Raw genomic sequence first — 21,924 nt, 5'->3', positions numbered from 1 at the left:
CCGGCGCGGCTGCGTCAGGCCGGCTTGTTCTCTTGCTGCCCGGCCATCTCGGCCCCGGCGTTGGGCGGCAGCTGGCGCAGCATCAGCAGGGCCAGCGCCGACACCGCCCCCACCACCAGGAAGGCCGGCCAGAAGTCCTGTGCCACCAGCGTGGCATGGCCCTGGATCTCGTTGGACATCTGCAGCGCAAACCCCGCCAGCACCACACCCATGCCGATGGAGAGCTGCTGCGCCACGCTGGCCATGCTGGTGGCCTGGCTCAGGCGGACCTTGTCGACATCGGCATAGGAAATCGCATTGAGGCTGGTGAACTGCAGCGAGCGGAAGCAGCCGCCGACCAGCAGGATGATGAGCATGAGCAGGTAAGGCATCTGCGGCGTAAAGGTGGCCAGCGCCCACAAGCCCAGCACGCCCAGCGCGCCATTGACCAGCAGCACCCGCCGAAAACCATAGCGGCGCAGGAAGCGCGCGGCGATGGTCTTCATGAACATCGCACCCGCGGCAGAAGCGCAGGTCAGCAGGCCCGAATGGAAAGGCGTATAGCCAAAGCCCAGCTGCAGCATCAGCGGCAGCAGGAAGGGAATGGCCCCGATGCCTACGCGATACAGCGAGCCACCGAACACGCCAGCCCGCAGCGTGGGAATCTTCAGCAGCGCCAGGTCGATCAGCGGTGCCGAGGCGCGCCGTGCGTGCCAGACGTAGGCACAGAGGAAGAGCACGCCCGCCACCACGCAGGCCAGCGAGATATCGCCGGAAACCAGGTGGCGGCCCGACGTGGCCAGACCCATCATCAGCAGCGAGCAGCCCAGCGCCGAGAGGATGAAGCCGACGATGTCGAGCCGGGAAACCTGTTCTGCCTTCAGGTCCGGAATGAAGCGCGTAGCCAGGTAGAGACCGAGGATGCTGATGGGAATGTTGATGAAGAAGATCCAGCGCCAATGGAAATAGGTGGTGATGAAGCCGCCCAGCGGCGGCCCCAGCACGGGACCGAACAGGGCCGGGATGGTGAGATAGGACAGCGCCTTGACCAGGTTGACCTTTTCCACGCTGCGCAGGATCACCAGGCGCCCGACCGGCACCATCATGGCCCCGCCTATGCCCTGCAGGAAACGCGCGGCGACGAATTGCGGCAAGGTCGAAGAGGCCCCGCACAGGATGGAGCCCAGCATGAACACGCAGATGGCCGCGCGGAAGATGGTGAGCGAGCCGAAGCGGTCAGCCATCCAGCCGGAAATGGGAATGAAGACCGCCAGCGAGACCAGGTAAGAGGTCAGCGCCAGCTTGAGTGAAATCGGATCGACGTTCATGTCCAGCGCCAGCGCCGGCAGGGAAGTCGAGATGACGGTGGAATCCATCTGTTCCATGAACAGCGCACAGGCGACGATCAGGGGAATGATGAAAGTGCGGGGTATGGGCATCGTCAACGGTGATGAGTGAGACTGCGACGGCGGCGTGCAGCGCGAATGACCGGCCATTGACCGACGTTGCGTGCCGCCCGGCAAGCCTTCAAGTATACCTTTTACGCTATCATGCTGCCGACCGCGCCCCACCAGGGCCTCGACGGCTTGCCCGACGGCATCCCGCCCCTCCCTGCGGCCTACCCTGCCCTTCTGTTTGCACTGCCCTTCATGAACGATTGCTTCGCCCTCCTCGACGACCACCAGGCCAGCCCGGCCGAACCGCGCTCGCGCCTCTACAGCGGGCATGTGCGTACGCTGGCCTGCACGGATGCGGCGGGCTTCCCGGCGATGCTCGAAGAGATGCAGGCAGCACTGGCCGAGGGCCAGCACGCGGTTGCCTTGTGGAGCTATGAACTGGGCGCGGCGCTGCAGGGCCTGCCGCATCGCCCGCTGTCCGGCCCCTTGGCGCGCGTGCTCTTGTTTGCGCGGTGCGCGCATTTGTCTGCCGCCGAGGTGGAGACATGGCTATCTGCCCAGGTGCGCTCCGACAGCGCCGGCATCACCCGTCTGCGCAGCAGCGTCGATGAGACCGCCTTCACTGCGGCCATCGATCGTATCCGCGATTACATCGCCGCCGGTGATACCTACCAGGTCAACTACACCTATCGCCTGCACTTCGACGTGCTGGGCGACCCCATCACGCTGTACCGCCGCCTGCGTGCGCGCCAGCCGGTGCCGTATGGTGCACTGGTACGCGATGACGTGGGCGGCATGGTGCTGTCGTGTTCGCCGGAACTGTTCGTCGCGCATCAGCAAGGAACGCTGAAGGCCAAGCCCATGAAGGGCACCGCCCGCGCCGTACCGGCCGACCGGGAAGGCGCGGACACGCTCAATGCGCAGCGCGCCCTCGCCCTGGCCAACGATGAAAAGAACCGTGCAGAAAACCTCATGATCGTCGACCTGCTGCGCAACGACCTGGGCCGCGTGGCGGTGCCGGGCTCGGTGCAGGTGCCGCACCTGTTCGACGTGCGCCGCTACGGCCAGGTGCTGCAGATGACCTCGACCATCCGCGCCCGCCTGCGCGAGGACGCGACGCTGGCCGACACGATGGCAGCGCTCTACCCTTGCGGCTCCATTACCGGTGCGCCAAAACGCCGCACCATGGAAATCATCGATGAATTGGAGAGCGGGCCGCGCGGACTCTATACCGGTGCCATCGGCTGGTTCGATCCGCCCCGCGCGATTGGTCCGGCCATCGGTGACTTCTGTCTCTCGGTGCCGATCCGCACGCTGGAATTGCAGGCCGCGCAGGATGGCCTGCGCCAGGGTGTGATGGGGGTCGGTGCAGGCATCGTCTACGACAGCGAGGCGGCCTCCGAATTTGCGGAATGCCAGTTGAAGTCGGGCTTCCTCACGGAATTGGCGCAAGGCGTCACTTTATTCGAAACCATCCACGCCACCCGCGCAGGCTGCCGCCATCTGGCGCTGCATCTGGCGCGCCTGAAGGATTCTGCTTCACAGCTGGGCTATCCCTGCGATGTAGCGGCGATTACGCTGCGGCTCGATGCGGCCTGTGCTGAACTTTCCGACCAAACGTCCCACCGCCTGCGGCTGGCCCTGGATGCCCAGGGCGGCATCACGGTCCAGCATGCGCCCTCGCATCCGCTGAGCGCTCCGGTCAAGGTCTTCCTGGCCGATACCGCCACCGACAGTGGCGACCTCTTCCTGCGTCACAAGAGCAGCCAGCGCGCCCGCTACGACGCTGCCTGGCAGGAGGCCGAACGGCGCGGCGGCTTCGACCAGCTCTTCTTCAATGAACGGGATGAACTGACCGAGGGCGGCCGCAGCAATGTCTTCGTCAAGATCGGCGGCCGCTGGCGCACGCCGCCGCTGGCTTGCGGCGTCCTGCCGGGTGTCATGCGGCAGGTGCTGCTGGCCGATCCGCAATGGGATGCAGCAGAAGCCGTCATCACCCGCGCCGACCTGCTGGACGCGCAGGAGATCGTGGTTTGCAATGCCTTGCGTGGTGCGCTGCCGGCGGTGCTGGTCACCACCTGACAACGCTCCCTACGCAACGCAACCCAACGCAACTCAACTCAACGCAGCGCTGCGTTGTCCTTCAAACCCTTGGCCTTGTCGGCCACCTGCTGCTGCAGCGGGCCGAGGTCATCCAGGCTATGCCCGTCCCAGCCGCCGCCCAGCGCCTTGGCCAGCAGCACGCTGGCGGCCATGCGGCGATTGAGGATGTTCAATGATGTCAGCTCGGCCGACAGCGCCGTGGCCTGCGCCGTGATGACGTTGACGTAGCTCACCGTCCCCGCCTTGTACTGGTTGGTCACCAGCGTGACGGCCTGGCGTGCGGCCTGCAGCGCTTCGCCCTGCACCGCCGCTTCCTGTTCCAGGATGCGCAGCGCGGCCAGGTTGTCTTCCACATCCTGGAAAGCCGTCAGCACCGTTTGCTTGTAGGTGGCCACCGTGCCGTCATAGGTGGCAATGGCCTGGTCGGTGGCCGCAGCGCGCGCGCCGCCATCGAAAATCGTTTGCGCCAGTTGCGGACCGAGCGACCACACGCGTCCCGGCAGCGTGAACCAGTCCGCGAAGGTCGAGCTTTGATACCCGCCCGAGGCCGACAAGGTCAGGCTGGGGAAATACGCCGCCTTGGCCACGCCGATCTTGGCATTGGCCGAGGCCACGCGACGCTCGGCGGCGGCCACATCGGGACGGCGCTCCAGCAGCATCGACGGCACGCCCTGCGGCACCGGCGGGGCCACGGCCGTCAGCGGTGCGCGCGGCAGCGAGAATTCGGCAGGCGTCTTGCCGACCAGCAGCGCGATGGCATGCTCCACTTGCGCCCGCGTGACGCCGTTGTCCAGTGCGGAGGCCTGCGCCGATTTGAGTTGCGTCTGCGCCTGGATCACATCGGACTTGGCCACCAGCCCGGCGGCATACTGGTTCTGCGTCACCTGCAGCGAACGCTGGTAGGCCTGCACCGTGTCTTCCAGCAATTGCTGCTGGGCGTCCAGCACGCGCAATTGCAGGTAGTTCTGCGCCAGCTGGGCCTGCGCCGACAGGCGCGCACCGGCCAGGTCGGCCGCGCTGGCCTGGGCACTGGCCTGGCTGGATTCCACATCACGCCGCACCTTGCCCCAGATGTCCGCCTCCCACGAGGCCGTCAGTGAGAAGGTGTAGGAATTGCGCACGCTGCCCGAACTGGAACTACCGGAGGATGAATTCGACGAAGTGGACCCGCTGGAAGACGAACCCGCCGACCCCGACCGTCCGCGCGACGCACCGGCCGAGGCCGCCAGCGTGGGCGAATAGGCCGAGCGCGAGCTTTGCACCAGCGCCAAGGCGCTGCGGAAATTGGCTTCGGCCAGGGCCAGGTTCTGGTTGGAGATATCGACCTGCTCGGCCAGTGCGTTCAATTGCGGATCACCGAACATTTCCCACCACTTGCCATCGGCAGACAGGTCGCGCGGCTGGGCCGGCTTCCAGTTCTGGCCTTCCTTGAAGACGGCCGGGCCGATGTCCATCTGCGGGCGTACGTAGTCGGGCCCGACCGAGCAGGCCGCCAGCGCGAAGCTGGCTGCCAGCACCGCCAACAGGGGCTTGAGTTTGAACAGGTCTTGTTGCGTCATGCGTTTCTCCATGGCGGCAGCGTCAGGCCGCCGAGGTTTCTGTCTTGTTCTTGCGGCCGAAGCGGCGACGGCTCCAGGCGCTCAGGCGTTCCATGTACAGGTACACCACCGGGGTCGTGTAGAGGGTGAGCAGCTGGCTCACCACCAGCCCGCCGACGATCGAGATGCCCAGCGGCTGGCGCAGTTCAGCACCATCGCCGTGGCCGATGGCCAGCGGGATCGCGCCCAGGAGCGCGGCCATGGTGGTCATCATGATGGGACGGAAGCGCAGCTTGCAGGCCTCGAAGATGGCGTCGCGCGGCGACATGCCGCGATTGCGCTCGGCATCGATGGCGAAGTCCACCATCATGATGGCGTTCTTCTTGACGATGCCAATGAGCAGGATCACGCCGATCAGGGCAATGAGGCTGAAGTCGGTGCCGGTCACCATCAAGGCCAGCAGCGCACCCACCCCCGCCGAGGGCAGCGTGGAGATGATGGTGATGGGATGGATCAGGCTCTCGTAGAGGATGCCCAGCACGATGTACACCGCCAGCAAGGCCGTGAGGATCAGGATGGGCTGGCTCGATGTGGAGGCCTGGAAGGCATTGGCCGTCCCCGCAAAGGTGCCCAGCACACTGGTGGGCACGCCCAGCTGCGCCATGGCACGGTCGATGGCGGCGGTGGCCTGCGACAGCGACACCCCCTCGGCCAGGTTGAAGGACAGCGTGGAAGCCACGAACTGGCCCTCATGGCTGACCGACAGCGCCGTGGTGGTGGGCTCGAAGCGCGAGAAGGCCGCCAGCGGGATCTGTGTCGAAGCCGCCGTCGAGATGGTTTGCGCCAGTCCCGTGTTGGCGTTCAGTTTGCCGGCCGCCGACAGCGCCGGTGGCGTCGAAAGGCTGGAGGTGGTCGGCGACAGGTTGGACGAACCGGCCAGGCTGACGTAGGTATCGCGCAGGGTTTCGGGACTCTGCCAGTATTGCGGGGCCGCTTCCATCACCACGTGGTACTGGTTCATGCCGCTGTAGATGGTGGAGATCTGGCGCTGGCCGAACAGGTCCGACAGGGTGGAATCGATCAGCTGCGGCGTGACGCCTGCGCGCATGGCGGTTTCGCGGTCGATGGTCAGCGTGGTCTGCAGGCCGTTGTCCTGCTGGTCGGTGCTGATGTCTTCCAGCTCCTTGAGGTTGGACAGCGCCAGGCGAATCTTGGGCTCCCAGATGCGCAAGAGGCCCACATCGTCCGACTTGAGCGAATACTCATACTGCGAATCGCTCTGCCGCGCGCCGATGCGAATGTCCTGCACCGGCACCAGGAACACCCGCGCACCGGCCACCTTGGCGGTCTTCATGCGCAGCCGCGCCACGATCTTGTCGGCACTGTCTTTTCGTTCGGAGAGGGGCTTGAGTGTCACGTACATGAAGCCGCCGTTGCGCCGCTGCCCGCCGGTGAAGGCCACCACATCGGAGACGGCCGGATCGGCCTTGACGATGTCAATGAACTCGTTGAGCTTGGTGCGCATGGCCTGGAAGGAAATGGCCTGGTCGCCGCGGATGCCGCCGACCAGGCGGCCGGTATCCTGCTGCGGGAAGAAGCCCTTGGGAATCGCCTTGTAGAGATACACGTTCAGCGCAATCGTGCCCAGCAGGATCAGCATCATCAGCGGCGCGGCGCGCAGTGCCCAGGCCAGCGTGCGCTCGTAGGCCAGCAGCATGTCATCGAAGATGGCCGCACTCTGGTCGGCCATCTTCTGCAGCCAGGGGTGGCGGCGCTGGCGGCGCGCTGCATCGCCCTCGGGATCATGGCGCAGCAGCTGCGCGCACATCATGGGCGTGGTCGTCAGCGACACCACCAGAGAGACCAGGATGGCCACCGACAAGGTGATGGCGAATTCGCGGAAGAGCCGCCCGACGATGCCCTCCATCATCAGGATGGGAATGAAGACGGCGATGAGCGAGATGCTCATCGACAGCACCGTGAAGCCCACTTCGCGCGCGCCCAGCAGGGCCGCCTTGTAGGGCTTCATGCCGGCTTCGATGTGACGGGAAATGTTTTCCAGCACCACGATGGCATCATCGACCACGAAGCCGGTGGCGATGGTCAGCGCCATGAGCGAAAGATTGTCGAGGCTGAATCCGGCCAGGTACATGATGCCGAAGGTCCCGATCAGCGAGACGGGGACAGCCACCGCCGGGATCAGCGTGGCCCGCGCATTGCGCAGGAACAGGAACACCACCATGATCACCAGCGCCACCGACAGCATCAGGGTGAACTCGGTTTCCTTCAACGAAGCACGGATGGTCGGGGTGCGGTCCAGCACCACTTTCATGTCGATGGCGGTGGGGATCGAGGCCTGCAATTGCGGCAGCAAGGCACGCACGTTGTCGACCGTCTCGATGATGTTGGCCCCCGGCTGGCGGTTGATGATGATGAGCACCGAGGGCTTGCCGTTGGACGAACCGGCATTGCGTACATCGGCCACCGAGTCGCGCACCTCGGCCACATCCTGCACCCGCACCGGCGTGCCGTTGCGGTAGGAGACGATCAGCGGTGCATATTCGGCGGCAGTCTTGGCCTGGTCGTTGGCGTAGATCTGCCAGTTGCGGCCATCATCCTCCAGCAAACCCTTGGGACGATTGGCATTGGTGGCGGCCACCGCCGTGCGCACGTCGGCGCTGCCGATACCGTACTTGTTCAAGGCGGTCGGGTTCAACTCGATGCGCACCGCCGGCTGCGAACTGCCCCCCACGCTCACCTGCCCCACCCCGCGCACCTGCGACAGTTTCTGCGCCACGATGCTGTCGGCGGCGTCATACATCTGGCCCTGGGTCATGGTGTCCGAGGTCATGGCCAGGATCAGGATGGGCGCATCGGCCGGGTTGACCTTGCGATAGGTCGGATTGCTCGGCATGCCGGTGGGCAGCAGGTTGCGCGCGGCATTGAGCGCGGCCTGCACGTCGCGGGCGGCACCGTCGATATCGCGGCTCAGGTCGAACTGCAGGGTGATGCGGGTGGAGTTCTGCGAGCTCGTCGAGGTCATCTCGGTCACGCCCGCAATCGCACCCATGGCGCGTTCCAGCGGGGTGGCGACGGTGGCCGCCATGGTCTCGGGGCTGGCCCCGGGCAGCGAGGCCGAGATCGAGATGGTCGGGTAATCCACCTGCGGCAGCGGCGAGACCGGCAGCAGGCGGAAGGCCACCATGCCCGCCAGCGCAATGCCGATGGTCAAGAGCGTGGTCGCGATGGGACGCTTGATGAAGGGAAGCGAGATATTCATGCGCGCATCCGCTTACACCGCCGGCGGCAGCGTGGCCGGCTTGCCGTCATCGTCATCCTCGCTGCCATGGCCCGGCTCGCGTTGCCCGAAGCGCGCACGCAGGCGGCGGCCCAGGCTGTCGAAACCGAGATAGATCACCGGCGTGGTGAACAAGGTCAGCACCTGCGATACCAAGAGGCCACCCACCATGGTGATGCCCAGCGGCTGGCGCAGCTCGGAACCGACACCGGTGCCCAGCATCAGCGGCAGCGCCCCCAGGAGCGCGGCCATGGTCGTCATCAGGATCGGGCGGAAGCGCAACAGGCAAGCCTGGTAGATCGCCTCGCGCGGGCTCTTGCCCTGGTGCCGTTCGGCTTCCAGCGCGAAGTCGATCATCATGATGGCGTTCTTCTTGACGATGCCGATCAAGAGGATGATGCCGATGATGCCGATGATGCCGAGATCGGTCCCCGAGATCATCAGCGACAGCAGCGCGCCCACCCCCGCCGAGGGCAAGGTGGAGAGGATGGTGATGGGATGGATGTAGCTCTCATAGAGCACGCCCAGCACGATGTACATGGTGATGATGGCCGCCAGGATCAGCCACAGGGTATTGGACAGCGACGCCTGGAAGGCCAGTGCCGCGCCCTGGAAGTTGGTGACGGTGGAGTCGGGCATGCCGATCTCGTCTTCGGCCGCCTTGATGGCCTTGACCGCCTCGCCCAGGGAGGCGCCCTTGGCCAGGTTGAAGGAGACGGTGGCCGCCGGGAACTGGCCGATGTGGTTCACCACCAGCGGGGCCGTGCGTTCGGTGACGGTGGCAATCGAGGACAGCGGCACCTTGCCGCCGGCCGACGTGACCAGGAAGATGCTGTCCAGCGCCTCGGGGCCGCGCTGGAATTCCGGCTTGACCTCCATCACCACGCGATACAGGTTCGATTGCGTGTAGATGGTGGAAATCAAGCGCTGGCCGAAGGCGTTGTAGAGCGCATTGTCGATGGCGGCCGTGGTGATGCCCAGGCGCGATGCGGCATTGCGGTCGATCTCGATGTAGGCCTGCAGGCCCTGGTCCTGCAGGTTGGTGGCCACGTCTTCCAGCTGCGGCAGCTGCTGCAGGCGTGCGATCAGCTTGGGCACCCAGGTGCTCAGCGTGCCCGGATCGGCGTCTTCCAGCGTGAACTGGTATTGCGTGCGCGAGACGCTGTCCTCGATGGTCAGGTCCTGCACCGGCTGCATGTAGAGCGTCACGCCTGGCACTGCCTGCGCGAGCTTGGATTGCAGGCGGCGGATCACATCCGAGGCAGAGACATCGCGCGTTTCATGCGGCTTCAGGTTGATGAGCATGCGGCCGCTGTTGAGCGTGGCGTTGGTGCCATCCACACCGATGAAGGAGGACAGGCTTTCCACCGCCGGGTCTTCCAGCACCACCTTGGCCAATTGCTGCTGCTTCTCGCCCATGGCACCGAAGGAGATCGATTGCGTGGCCTCCGAGATGCCCTGGATCACGCCCGTATCCTGCAGCGGGAAGAAACCCTTGGGCACGAACACGTACAGCAGCACCGTGAGGCCCAGCGTCGCCACGGCCACCAGCAGCGTGAGCTTCTGGCGTTCCAGCACCCATTCCAGCATCACGCCATAGCGCGCGATGATGCGGTCGAAGAAAACCTGGCTCTTGTGATAGAACCAGCCCTGCTCTTCTTCCGGCTGGTGGCGCAGCAGGCGCGCGCACATCATCGGCGTGAGGGTCAGCGAGACGACCGCCGAGATCAGGATGGAGACCGCCAGCGTGACCGCAAATTCGTGGAACAGGCGGCCGACCACATCACCCATGAAGAGCAGCGGGATCAGCACGGCGATCAGCGAGAAGGTCAGCGAGATGATGGTGAAACCGATCTGCTCCGCGCCCTTCAAGGCGGCCTGCATGGGTTTCATGCCCTCTTCGATGTAGCGCGAGATGTTCTCGATCATCACGATGGCATCATCGACCACGAAGCCGGTGGCAATGGTCAGTGCCATGAGCGTGAGGTTGTTGATCGAAAAGCCCGCCAGGTACATCACCGCAAAGGTGCCCACCAGCGACAACGGTACCGCCACGCTGGGAATGATGGTGGCCGGCACGTTGCGCAGGAAGACGAAGATCACCATCACCACCAGCGCCACCGAAAGCAGCAGTTCGAATTTCACGTCTTCCACGGAAGCGCGGATGGTGGTGGTGCGGTCGGTCAGGATGTGGACATCGATGGCTCCCGGCAGGCTGGCCTGCAGCTGCGGCAGGATCTTCTTGATGCTGTCGACCACGGCGATCACGTTGGCGCCGGGCTGGCGCTGGATGTTCACGATCACCGCCGGCTGCTGGTTGGCCCAGGCACCCAGGCGGACGTTTTCGGCACCGTCGATCACATCGGCTACATCCGAGACGCGGATGGGCGCACCGTTCTTGTAGGCGATGATCAGGTTGCGGTATTCATCGGCCGAACGCAGCTGGTCGTTGGCGTCGATGGTGGAGGCGCGCGTGGGGCCGTCGAAACTGCCCTTGGCCTGGTTGACGTTGGCGTTGCCAATGGCCGTGCGCACGTCATCCAGGTTCAGGCCCAGTGCAGCCACGGCACGCGGATTCAACTGCATGCGAACGGCCGGACGCTGGCCGCCCGACAGGCTCACCAGACCCACGCCGGACAATTGCGAAATCTTTTGCGCCAGGCGGGTATCGATCAGGTCCTGCACCTTGGGTAACGGGATGGTCTTGGAGGTGACCGCCAGCGTGATGATGGGCGTATCGGCCGGGTTGACCTTGCTGTAGACCGGCGGCATCGGCAGGTCCGAGGGGAGCAGGTTGCTGCCGGCATTGATGGCCGCCTGCACCTCCTGCTCGGCCACGTCCAGGCTGAGATCCAGATTGAATTGCAGCGTGATCACCGAGGCCCCGCCGGAGCTGGTGGACGACATCTGCTTCAAGCCCGGCATCTGGCCGAACTGGCGTTCCAGGGGCGCGGTGACCGAGGAGGTCATCACGTCCGGACTGGCGCCGGGATAAAGCGTGACCACCTGGATGGTCGGGTAATCGACTTCGGGCAGGGCCGACAGCGGCAGGAGCCGGTAGGCGACGATGCCCACCAGCAGGATCGCCAGCATCAGCAAAGATGTGGCGACCGGCCTCAGGATGAACTGGCGCGAGGGATTCATGCGTGAGCCTTGTCCTTACTTGGCGCCATTGGCGTTGCCTGCGTTGCTGGCGGGGGCGCCGCTGTCGCTGCCACCACCGGCACCCGCTTCACGCTGGCGGCGCAGCTCCATCATCTTCTGGCGGCGCTGGTCTTCGGGCAGCTTCTTGATGTCTTCGCCGAATTCACCGGCGTCGATGCGCTTGTTGATCTCGGCCCAGCGCTTCTGGCGTTCTTCCGGACTCAGGTTGGCTTGACCGCCCTGGCCTGCCTCACCACCCTGGCCGCGCTTGCCGTGGCGGCGTTCGGGGTTCTCGGTGGTCAGCTTGTTGGCCGGATCATCCGCCCCGCCGCGGGCCACCGCTTCCACCTTGGCGCCTTCGCGCAGGCGGTCGATACCGTCGATGACCACCGTTTCACCGGCAGCGATGCCATCGGTGATGACGGTCAGGTCATCCTGCACGGGACCGGTCTTGACCGGGCGCACGGTGACGGTGTTGTCTTCCTTGACCACATACACGAACAGTCCCTTCGAACCGCGCTGGATGGCCGCCGTCGGGATGACGATGGCGCCTTCCTCGGTCTTGAGCTGCAGGCGGATGTTGACGAACTGGCTGGGGAAGAGCGCGTAATCGGTATTGGGGAACTGGGCCTTCAACTTGACGGTGCCGGTGGTGGCATCGACCACGTTGTCGATGGTCAGCAGCACGCCGTCGGCCAGCTTCTTCTTCTGCTCGCGGTCCCAGGCCTGGGCCGGCAGCTTGCGGCCGCTCTGCAGTTGCTGCAAGACCTTGGGGATATTGTCTTCGGGGATGCTGAAGATGGCCGTGATCGGCTGCAGCTGGGTGATGATGACCAGCCCGTTGGTATCGCTGGTGGTGACGTTGTTGCCGACATCAGCCTGGCGCAGGCCGAGGCGGCCGCTGATGGGCGCGGTCACGCGGGTAAACGACAGTTGCAGGCGGGCGCTGGCGACGCTGCCCTCATCGGCCTTGACCGTACCTTCGTATTGCTTGACCAGCGCGGCCTGGGTATCGACCTGCTGGCTGGCGATCGAGTCCTGCGACAGCAGGGTCTGGTAGCGCTTCAGGTCCAGTCGGGCCGAGGCCAGCAAGGCGCGGTCGCGCGCCAGTTGCCCTTCGGCCTGGGTCAGCGCGGCCTGCAGCGAGCGCGGATCGATCTCGGCCAGCAGGTCGCCGGCCTTGACCACCTGGCCTTCCTTGTAATGCAGCTTCATCAGCTGGCCGTCCACGCGGGCACGCACGGTGGCCGTCGCGGTCGGGGTCACGGCACCCAGGCCATTGAGGAAGACATCGACGTTCTGCACCTGGGCCTTGGCTACGCCCACCGGCATGGTCTGGCCAGCGAAGGCGCCGGGGCCGCCGGGACGGCGCGCGCCCGGGCCACCCGGGCCGGGGCGCCCGCCGGGACCGCCCATGGCAGACATCTGTTCCTGATCGGCCTTCTTCTTGGACCACCACTTGTAGCCGCCACCGGCCGCCAGCGCCGCCACCAGGACCCAGAACCACCAGCGGCGCAGGATGCTGCCGCGAGACGAAACGTTGGAGGGGGACGGCTGCTTGGAATTGGGAGTATTTGTCATGTCAGGAAAACCGGTGAACCGATCACGTCATCAAGTAGTCACGTCAGCGGGCCGCCACCATGGCAGCCCGCCGGCATTTGTCTGCGCTTTTTTCTTTACGTCTTCCAGTACGGATATCTGTACTGCTTTCTGCTCTTTTCTGCTCTTCTTCTGCTCTTTTTCTGTACGACGCTCTGTCCGTCATCCTGCGCATGAATCTGTGCACGATGCTGTGCAAGATTCTCTGCAGGATTGCGTACCTTTCTCTGTCTTTCACGACAGGCAAAACGCCAGCCGAAAGTACAAGGGAAGGCGGCCCCTCCTGTCGGAGCGGGGCCGCCTGCCGTCATTCTCTCCGACCAGGCTGACAGCCGTGCAACATGGCCAGCCAGCGCCCCGCATGCGGGCTGGCACGCAGTGTACCCAGCTATTGCCCGGCTTGCACGAGCTACCAACAAGAACAGCCTTGCGGGGAGACGCAAGGCTGCACGGGTGGGACTGCACACTGCGCCGCCCCCAGGCATGAGCCACCGGGCGACGCAGCAACAGGTCCTGCCTGGCCTGGCTTACTTGGTCGGCGGGGCGTCCGGTGCCGGCTTGCCGTCACGCGGGGGGCCCTTGCGGTCGCCGTGGCGCTGGTGCTCCATCTTTTCCCAGCGATGGCGTTCCATCTTGGCGTGTTCGGCATCAAAGATCTTCTGCTGTTCCGGCGACAGGGTCGCGTAGAAGTCCTTGGTGGCGGCGATGCGCTGTTCGGCGAAGGCTTCACGCTTGCGCATCATGTCGAGCTGCTTGTCCAGGCGTTCCGGGGTGGACAGCTTGGCCCATTCTTCCTTGTTGGGACGGCCGGCCTGGTCGAAGGGGGCCGGCTTGGTCTTGTCAAGGAAGAGCTTCCAGGCGGCTTCCTGGGAAGCCGTGATCTTGAGCTTGTCGTGCATCTCGGCCTGGTGCTTGGCGCGCATCTGCTCGAACTTGGCGATCTGTTCCGCGCTCGGGGCATGGCCGCGCGGGCCATCCGGGCCGCCCGGGGGCATCTGGGCGAAGGCCGACAGGGTCACGGCGCTGATGCTAACGGCGGCGATGCCGGCGAGGATACGGTTTTTCATTGTCAACATGGCTTGCTCCTTTCAGGGGATGGTGCTCTGATGCGTTCGGCAACGACGTGCTGCCTTGGCATGGTTCCCATTAAACCGGCGGCGTGTATCAACGGTTTTTCCGCTGTGGCGTCATTTGTATCGTTTTGTATATACGGGGGCCGCCCAGGTATCGTTTTATTTCTGCCCGGCTCCTTGTAAAGACCCGATACAAATCCGCCCTGCACCTGCGGACAAGTTCGGCATAATGCGATCCATGGATACAAATACTCACATCCTCGTCGTCGACGACGACCGCGACATCCGCACCCTGCTGGCCGAATACCTGGACAGCAACGGCCTGCGCACCCTCACCGCCACCAATGGCAGCGAAATGCGCCGCGTGCTGGAAGAGTCGCGGGTAGACCTGATCGTGCTGGACCTGACCCTGCCGGGCGAGGACGGCCTGACGCTGTGCCGCAACCTGCGCGCGACCTCCTCGGTGCCGGTGATCATGCTGACCGCGCGCGGCGAGCCGCTGGACCGCATCCTCGGCCTGGAAATGGGGGCCGATGATTACCTGGCCAAGCCCTTCGAGCCGCGCGAACTGTTTGCCCGCATCCGCAGCGTCCTGCGCCGCACGCAGGCACTGCCGCCCAACATGGCCCAGCCGGATGTGGCGACCATGCGCTTCGCCGGCTGGACGCTGGACCTGACCGCACGCCACCTGGTGAACCGGGATGGCGTGGTGGTGGCCTTGTCGGGCGCCGAGTTCCGGCTGCTGAAGGTGTTCCTCGACCATCCCAACCGCGTGCTCAACCGCGACCAGTTGCTGGAGCTCACGCAAGGCCGCGAATCCGATCCCTTCGACCGTTCGGTGGATATCCAGATCAGCCGCCTGCGCCAGAAGCTGGGCGACGATGCACGCACGCCCACCATCATCAAGACCGTACGCAACGAGGGCTATGTGCTGGCCACCACCGTCACGGCCGAAGGCGCAGGCCGCAGCGCATGAAGAACTTCCTGGGCTCCATCGGCAACCGCATCTTCTTCCTGCTGCTAGGCGGGATCGTGGTCGCGGTATTGGCCACCAACTGGCTGGCCGGCAATGAGCGCCGCAATACCCTGCGCGAGCTGCGCTTCCAGCACCTGGCCGACCGCGTCGAACAGATCGTGCAGGCGGTGGACGACATCCCCCCGGCGCAGCGCCCCATCGTGCTGCAGGCCGCCACCAACTTCGGTTTCGAGGCGCGCATGGTGGAGGACATGAACGATGCCATCGGCCCCAATGCCAGCACCAGCCCGCTCATCGAGATGCTGCAGGCGCGCCTGGGCGAGGACCGCAAGATTGCCGTGCAGCGCGAGAGCGAATGCCCGCCCTTGCGTGCCGACGACGGTCGCGGGCCGCGCCGCGATACCTGCCGCGTCATCTACATCAGCCTGCATGACCAGGCCCTCATGCGCCTGCGCCTGCACCAGCCGGGTGAGCCCCCGGCCCTGCGCGGGCGCGGTCCCGGCGGGCCGGCCGGCTTGTTCGGGCTGCAATACATCCTGCTGTTTTTGGTCTTGATCGCGATGCTGGCCTGGCTGGTCGCGCGCATGGCCACGCGTCCGATCCGCCAGCTGGCGCAAGCCGCTTCGCGCCTGGGCAGCGACATCGACCATGCACCGCTGCCCGAGGCCGGGCCGACCGAGATCCGCCAGGCAGCCCACGCCTTCAATGCCATGCAGGCGCGCATCCGCCGCCAGATCCAGCATCGCACCCACATGCTGGCGGCCATCACGCATGACCTGCAGACACCGTTGACGCGCATGCGCCTGCGGCTGGAGAAGGTCACCGATGTCCCGCTGCAGCAGAAGCTCATCGACGACCTGGGGGTGATGCATGGCATGGTGCGGGAAGGACTGGACCTGGCGCGCAGCATGGATTCCTCCGAGAAGATCCAGGCATTGGATATCGATTCGCTGCTCGACAGCGTCTGCGCCGACGCCGCCGATGCCGGCCAGGACGTGGCGCTGCAAGGCAGTACCCGCGCCTTCGTGATGGCCCAGCCGGGCGCCCTGCGGCGCTGCCTGACCAACCTGGTCGACAATGCCTGCAAGTACGGCAAGTCGGCGCGCGTATCCATCGCGCTGGAACAGCAGAAGATCGCCATCCGCATCCGCGACCAGGGGCCGGGCATTCCCGAGTCCGAACTGGAGGCGGTGTTCGAACCCTTCTATCGCCTGGAGACCTCGCGCTCGCGCGATACCGGCGGCACCGGCCTGGGGCTGACCATTGCGCTCAATATCGCCGAGAACCACCACGGCCAGCTGCGCCTGCGCAACCTGCCTGAAGGCGGACTGGAAGTACTGCTGGAATTGCCGCCCATGACGCCTGCCAAAAATCGGTGAAATCCTTCACCCGTGCATGAAAAAACCGCCGCAAACCCTTATGGGATGCGGCGGTTTTCATATCCCGGCCAGGAAGGCCGCTACCAGCTCAACCGAAGTAGTTCAGGCCCAGCGCGGCGTTGACTTCCGACATCGTCTGCGCAGCCACGGCGCTGGCGCGTTCGGTACCGCGCTTCAAGATGGCCAGCACTTCGCCGCGATCCTTGGCGAATTCTTCGCGGCGGGTGCGGATGGGCTCGAGCATCTCCTGCAGGATCCCTTCCAGGCGGCGCTTGACCACGCTGTCGCCCAGGCCGCCGCGGGTGTAGTGGGCCTTCAGTTCGGCCACCGCATCGCGGTCCGGGTCGAAGGCATCCAGGAAGGTGAAGACCACATTGCCCTCGACCTGGCCCGGATCATCCACGCGCAGGTGGTTGGGGTCGGTGTACATGCGGTGCACGGCCTGCTTGATCTCGGCCGGGGTGGCGCCCAGGGCAATGGAGTTGCCCAGCGACTTGCTCATCTTGGCCTTGCCGTCGATGCCGGGCAGGCGGCCGGTTTCGGAGAGCACTTCCTTGCATTCGACCAGCACTTCGCGATCCACCGTGGCATTGAATTTGCGCACCAGTTCATTGGTCTGCTCGATCATGGGCAGCTGGTCGCTGCCCACCGGCACCAGCTGGCCCTTGAAGGCGGTGATGTCGGCGGCCTGGCTGACCGGATAGGTCAGGAAGCCGGCCGGGATGTCGCGCTCGAAGCCGCGCAGGCGGATTTCTTCCTTGATGGTGGGGTTGCGCTCCAGGCGCGAGACCGTCACCAGGTTCAGCAGCACCATCGACAATTCATACAGCTCGCGCACCTGGGACTGGATGAAGATGGTCGACTTCTCGGGATCGATGCCCACGGCCAGGTAGTCCAGCGCCACTTCGAGCACGTTGTCGGTAACCTTCTGATGGCGGCCGACGTTGTCGGTCATGGCCTGGGTGTCGGCCAGCAGCAGGAACTGGCGCGAGGTTTCCTGCAGCGCCACGCGCGACTTGAGCGAGCCGATGTAGTGGCCCAGGTGCAAGGGACCGGTAGGACGGTCGCCGGTGAGGACGACGGGCAGGCTGCTGGTGGTGGGGGTGGAGCTCGTGGCGTTCGAAGACATGGTCATTCCTGATCGTTAATCTCTGGAATGCCGCCGGTCCCGAAGCTGAAGAAACAATGCCGCCGGAACCGGCGGCATCATGGTCACATGGTCAAGCTGTGTGAAAACGGGCCGCCTCGTTCAGGCGCGCCACCAATGCTGGGTTTTCGCAAGTTGATCTTTTCGGAAAAGCATGGCGGCGAGTATAGCACCGGCAGCGCCCCATGTTGCGTTGCATAAGAAAAAACCGCCTGCAAGAGGCGGTTCTGGCGCTGGACTCAGCTTGTGCGCGAATTCAATACGCACCCGGTGGCGGACCGTAATACACCGGCGGCGGGCCGTAATACCCCGGGGGCGGCGGCGGTGCGTAGTAGTAGCGCGGGTGATAGGTGTAGACGGTGGTGGTCTGCACCGGCTGCTGCACCTGGTTGCCCTTGCTGTACATACATTGGGTGTAGGTCATGTCGTAGCGCTGCTGCATCGAGTAGTTGCCTCCTGCGGCGGCGTTGCTGCCGGCCGCACTGCCCACCAGCAAGCCACCGCCGGCACCGATGGCCGCACCCGCACCGGCATTGCCCGAGGCCGCGCCGATGAGGGCACCGGCCACGGCACCCACGGCGGTGCCGACGGCGGCACTGTTGGCGGCATTGTTCTGGGTCTGCGCGGCCTGGCCGCCGATGGCGTCCTGGGCGTATTGCTGGCATTGCTGCTGGTCGGCGCGGAACTGTTCATACGTCTTGTCCTTGCCGGGCATGGCCATCACCGAAGGGCCGGTCGGCACGCTCACGCAGCCTCCCAGCGCCAGCATGGCACCCAGGGCGGAGACGGTGGCGGCGGTCTTGTAGAGGGGTTTCACGATGTTTCCTTTATCGGGGATCGGACGAATTACCTGGCTGAGACGCGGCTTACTGCGGCGGCTTACTGCGGCGGCTTACTGCGGCGGCTTACTACCCGGCACACCCGGCGTATTGGGCACGACCTTCATCCAGGGGCTGGGGCAGTTCTGGACGTAGGGGTAGTAGGACTTGGAATCAGCGCAGTAGTACCAGTAGTCCTGGCGCTGCGGCTCCACGTAGACCGGTGCGGGTGCCCGCTCCACGTAGACCGGCGGCGGGTAATACACCGGCGGCGGATAGTAGACCGGGGGCGGCACCCATACCGGACCGCCGATCACCACGCCACCATAGAAGCGCCCGTGCGCATAGGCCGAGGCGCTGGCAACCAGGCCGGCTACCGCCAGCGCGCCACAGAGGCCAATTGCCGCTAGTTTTTTCATGTTGTTGCCCTTGGGTGTGTCTCAGAATAATGGGAATGCTTGCCGGATGGCCTCAAGGCCGCGTTCCCCACGCGGCCTTGAGGCCTGGAATCCTTGCCTGGTGCGGCTTGCAGACGCATCTGGCGCAGGAAAGCAATATACGCCGGGGCTGCGGTGAAATCTTGAGATGTTTCAATTCGTAACCCTAATCAACAGAGATATACACGGGGTTGAAAAGGCTTTGCAATCAGGGGGTGGCGCGGGTCTCCCGGCTAATTCCATTCGAGAACATGCGATTCTTTGTGTACAAATTTGCCCCGCCAGCTGAGGGCTCGTGGCCGGCCGCTATAATTTTCCAAGAGGGAATTTTCATGATTTGAAACTCATGCCTTTATACGACGGCAGTCATTCCCTCATCCGCAGCAATCTGATGCTCATCGCACGTGGCGAACGTGCGAAAGTCATCGCGATTGGCAAGCTTACCGCCTTGCAACATGACGTTCTCAACGCACAGCGGATTAGCGCCGACCTCCCGCGTTTGCTGGATCCTGAAATTCTCTTTCTCGGCAGGCACCTCTTCAGCAGTCGCCATGCAGACGGATACTCGATTGAAGACATGGTGGAGCAGATCGCCAGCGCTCTCAGTGCGCAGGCCGAAGTAGTCCCTACAAAAAAGATGTCGGCGCTCTGCAATCCTCGCCCCCGAGACGACGGATATGGAAATCGTGTCAATGATGTGGCAGTCCTCGAACTGTCGGCGCGCAAACCGAAGGCGGAATTGTTTTCAACCATCCCGCGCGGCGATTGGGTCAAGCCGCGCCAATGCCCATGACGCTGCCGACGCCACAAAAACAAAACGGCCTTTTTCAAGGCCGTTTATGGTCGCAGTCCTGGGTAACTTAAAGCCTCCAGCGCCCCTGCGACCGGGAAACTATATCACGCTCAACCCGGCCGCGTCATCTGCTCCGGCTTGATCCACTCGGCAAACTGCTCTTCGGTCACAAAGCCCAGCGCCAATGCCGCCTGCTTCAGGGTGGTACCGTCGTGATGCGCCTGCTTGGCGATCTTGGCGGCCTTGTCGTAACCGATGTGCGGGGCCAGGGCCGTCACCAGCATGAGCGATTTTTCCATCAGTTCGCCAATGCGGCTGTGGTTGGCTTCAATGCCGCGCGCGCAGTGCTCCTCGAAGCTGGCCATGCCATCGCCCAGCAGGCGTACGCTCTGCAGGAAGTTGTGGATGATCACCGGCTTGAACACGTTGAGCTCGAAGTTGCCGCTGGCGCCGCCAATGTTGAGCGCGACATCGTTGCCGAAGACCTGGGCGCACAGCATGGTCATGGCTTCGCACTGGGTCGGGTTGACCTTGCCCGGCATGATGGAACTGCCCGGCTCATTCTCGGGAATGGTGATTTCACCCAGCCCGGAACGCGGGCCGGAAGCCAGCCAGCGGACGTCGTTGGCGATCTTCATCATGGCCGCCGCCAGGGTCTTGAGGCCACCGTGCGCGGCCACCAGGGCATCGTGTCCGGCCAGGGCGGCAAACTTGTTGGGCGCAGTCTTGAACGGGAAACCGAAGTACTTGGCCAGCTCGGCCGCCACGCGCTCGCCGAATTCGGGATGGGCATTGAGCCCGGTACCGACGGCCGTGCCACCAGCGGCCAGCTCGGAGATGGCGTTGAGGGTGGCGATGATGGCTGATTCGGCATGATCCAGCTGGGCCACGTAGCCCGAGAACTCCTGGCCCAGCGTCAGCGGCGTGGCGTCCTGCAGGTGGGTGCGGCCGATCTTGACGATGTCGGCGAACTGCGAGGACTTGTCCGCCAGCGTGGCGCGCAGGGTGTGCAGCGACGGAATCAGGTGCGTGGCCACAGCCATGCAGGCGGCCACGTGCATGGCGGTCGGGAAGATGTCGTTGGAGGACTGGCCACGGTTGACGTCGTCATTCGGGTGGATCAGGCGATCCTCGCCGCGCACCCCGCCCAGCAGTTCGGAGGCGCGGTTGGCCAGCACCTCGTTCATGTTCATGTTGCTCTGGGTGCCGGACCCGGTCTGCCAGACCGACAGCGGGAACTCCAGCGGATGCTTGCCGGCGATGACCTCATCGGCAGCCGCAATGATGGCCTCGGCCTTCTTGCCGTCCAGCTTGCCCAGGTCGCGGTTGACCGTGGCACAGGCGCGCTTGACGGCGGCCAGGGCCACGATCAGCTCGGCCGGCATGCGCTCGGTGGAAATATGGAAGTGGTGCAGCGAACGTTCGGTCTGCGCGCCCCACAGGCGATCGGCGGGGACTTCAATCAGTCCAAAGGTGTCGCGCTCCATGCGGTGGTTCATGATGCTGGTTCTCCGTGATGAGAGGGCCGCAGGCGGCCCGATGATCCCGTGAGACTCTGGCGCAAGCTGAAGGCTGAGTCACCGACGAGACCGACAAGATGACGTCTAGTGTAACTGCTGGCGGGACCGCCCGCAGGAAGCGGCGGCATGAAGCTGGCGAGGGATTGGCAATGCTCGGCAGGCAATCAGCCGGCCTTGTTGTCCTTGGGCGGATCGGGCAGCACACAGGCCTCGACCACTTGCAGGTCGTTGTCCTTGGCGAAGTTGACCACGAAGTGATAGGCCAGCGGCTCCAGCTCGCGCAGGGCTTCGTTGACCACCACCGAGCGCACGCCATCGATGTGGGTGGGCAGCACGTAGGGAGAATATTTCAGGTGTGCATTGCGACCGCCACTGCCTTCGGGACGGAAGCACGACATCACGCCGCACAGGCGCTCCGCCCAGTCGCTGGGGCGGAACTGCCGGCCATCCGAGGTCTTGCCGAGGATGATGAATTCTTTGGCCGGTGCGTTTGCGGGTTTGATGGGATCAGCCATACATGCATTCTTCTAAAGCGCTTGCAACCGAATGCCCTTGTCCTGGTGGGACCGGAGCCCTGGAGTCCGCGGTGCCTCGGCGATCCACTGCCTGGGTGCCTGCGGTACTGAGTATTATATCTTATAGAAGACTTGGCTTCTACCGGTCTCCCCCGGCTACTGCGTGCCGCTCATGCCTTGCGGGCAAAGCATGCATCCCTGCATGTGG

Annotated in this window: 15 protein-coding genes; 4 read left to right on the top strand and 11 right to left on the bottom strand. The window is 64.6% G+C overall.

Annotated features, from left to right (window positions below; all coding sequences use genetic code 11):
* Positions 1–14: 14 nt before the first annotated feature.
* Complete coding sequence (locus FYB76_RS18345; protein WP_154134563.1) at positions 15–1,418, bottom strand: DHA2 family efflux MFS transporter permease subunit; 1,404 nt, start codon at positions 1,416–1,418, stop codon at positions 15–17.
* Between the two features lie 210 nt (positions 1,419–1,628).
* Between FYB76_RS18345 and pabB the strand changes: the two genes are divergently transcribed.
* Positions 1,629–3,458 carry an aminodeoxychorismate synthase component I gene (pabB, locus tag FYB76_RS18340; protein WP_154134562.1) on the top strand — a complete coding sequence of 610 codons (1,830 nt, stop codon included), beginning with the start codon at positions 1,629–1,631 and terminating at the stop codon, positions 3,456–3,458.
* A gap of 38 nt (positions 3,459–3,496) precedes the next feature.
* Here the strand turns inward: pabB and FYB76_RS18335 are convergent, their stop codons facing one another.
* The 5 genes from FYB76_RS18335 to FYB76_RS18315 form a co-directional block, all read right to left on the bottom strand.
* Positions 3,497–5,038: an efflux transporter outer membrane subunit gene (locus tag FYB76_RS18335; RefSeq protein WP_154134561.1), complete on the bottom strand. Its 1,542-nt coding sequence runs from the start codon at positions 5,036–5,038 to the stop codon at positions 3,497–3,499.
* A 22-nt stretch (positions 5,039–5,060) separates the two neighbouring features.
* On the bottom strand, positions 5,061–8,297 hold the full coding sequence (locus tag FYB76_RS18330) for an efflux RND transporter permease subunit (RefSeq protein WP_154134560.1): 3,237 nt from the start codon (positions 8,295–8,297) through the stop codon (positions 5,061–5,063).
* A gap of 12 nt (positions 8,298–8,309) precedes the next feature.
* On the bottom strand, positions 8,310–11,459 hold the full coding sequence (locus FYB76_RS18325) for an MdtB/MuxB family multidrug efflux RND transporter permease subunit (RefSeq protein ID WP_154134559.1): 3,150 nt from the start codon (positions 11,457–11,459) through the stop codon (positions 8,310–8,312).
* A gap of 15 nt (positions 11,460–11,474) precedes the next feature.
* The gene (locus FYB76_RS18320; protein WP_154134558.1) at positions 11,475–13,040 is read right to left on the bottom strand and encodes an MdtA/MuxA family multidrug efflux RND transporter periplasmic adaptor subunit; all 1,566 of its coding nucleotides are present in this window, start codon (positions 13,038–13,040) and stop codon (positions 11,475–11,477) included.
* Between the two features lie 545 nt (positions 13,041–13,585).
* Positions 13,586–14,134 (bottom strand): Spy/CpxP family protein refolding chaperone, encoded by a 549-nt coding sequence (locus FYB76_RS18315; protein WP_154134557.1) that lies wholly within the window; start codon positions 14,132–14,134, stop codon positions 13,586–13,588.
* A 235-nt stretch (positions 14,135–14,369) separates the two neighbouring features.
* Here FYB76_RS18315 and FYB76_RS18310 point away from each other — a divergent pair, with 235 nt between their 5' ends.
* Together FYB76_RS18310 and FYB76_RS18305 are read left to right on the top strand one after the other, a co-directional pair.
* A complete protein-coding gene (locus tag FYB76_RS18310) occupies positions 14,370–15,107 on the top strand; it encodes a response regulator (protein WP_194294672.1) in 738 nt (245 codons plus the stop codon).
* A complete protein-coding gene (locus FYB76_RS18305) occupies positions 15,104–16,486 on the top strand; it encodes an ATP-binding protein (RefSeq protein ID WP_154134556.1) in 1,383 nt (460 codons plus the stop codon). Before FYB76_RS18310 ends, FYB76_RS18305 begins: the two co-directional genes overlap by 4 nt.
* Positions 16,487–16,574: 88 nt before the next feature.
* On the opposite strand, the gene trpS is transcribed toward FYB76_RS18305, so the two are convergent.
* The 3 genes from trpS to FYB76_RS18290 all read right to left on the bottom strand — a co-directional run bounded on the left by trpS (position 16,575) and on the right by FYB76_RS18290 (position 18,870).
* Positions 16,575–17,615: a tryptophan--tRNA ligase gene (trpS, locus tag FYB76_RS18300; protein ID WP_034338894.1), complete on the bottom strand. Its 1,041-nt coding sequence runs from the start codon at positions 17,613–17,615 to the stop codon at positions 16,575–16,577.
* 274 nt (positions 17,616–17,889) lie between these two features.
* The gene (locus FYB76_RS18295) at positions 17,890–18,450 is read right to left on the bottom strand and encodes a glycine zipper family protein (RefSeq protein ID WP_088756727.1); all 561 of its coding nucleotides are present in this window, start codon (positions 18,448–18,450) and stop codon (positions 17,890–17,892) included.
* A 75-nt stretch (positions 18,451–18,525) separates the two neighbouring features.
* Positions 18,526–18,870, bottom strand: coding sequence for a hypothetical protein (locus FYB76_RS18290; protein ID WP_154134555.1), 345 nt, complete (start codon positions 18,868–18,870; stop codon positions 18,526–18,528).
* 313 nt (positions 18,871–19,183) lie between these two features.
* On the opposite strand from FYB76_RS18290, the gene FYB76_RS18285 reads away from it, so the two are divergent.
* On the top strand, positions 19,184–19,681 hold the full coding sequence (locus tag FYB76_RS18285) for a hypothetical protein (protein WP_141107029.1): 498 nt from the start codon (positions 19,184–19,186) through the stop codon (positions 19,679–19,681).
* A 110-nt stretch (positions 19,682–19,791) separates the two neighbouring features.
* Here FYB76_RS18285 and fumC read toward each other — a convergent pair whose 3' ends face one another.
* Positions 19,792–21,180, bottom strand: coding sequence for a class II fumarate hydratase (gene fumC, locus FYB76_RS18280; RefSeq protein WP_154134554.1), 1,389 nt, complete (start codon positions 21,178–21,180; stop codon positions 19,792–19,794).
* Between the two features lie 185 nt (positions 21,181–21,365).
* Positions 21,366–21,716 (bottom strand): DUF3579 domain-containing protein, encoded by a 351-nt coding sequence (locus FYB76_RS18275; RefSeq protein WP_008327247.1) that lies wholly within the window; start codon positions 21,714–21,716, stop codon positions 21,366–21,368.
* Positions 21,717–21,924 lie beyond the last annotated feature (208 nt).

The organism is Herbaspirillum sp. CAH-3 (assembly GCF_009668275.1).
GTDB classification, from domain to species: Bacteria; Pseudomonadota; Gammaproteobacteria; order Burkholderiales; family Burkholderiaceae_D; genus Herbaspirillum; species Herbaspirillum aquaticum.
Note: the sequence above shows the minus strand (reverse complement) of the source record. Positions and strands in the feature narration are given on the sequence as shown.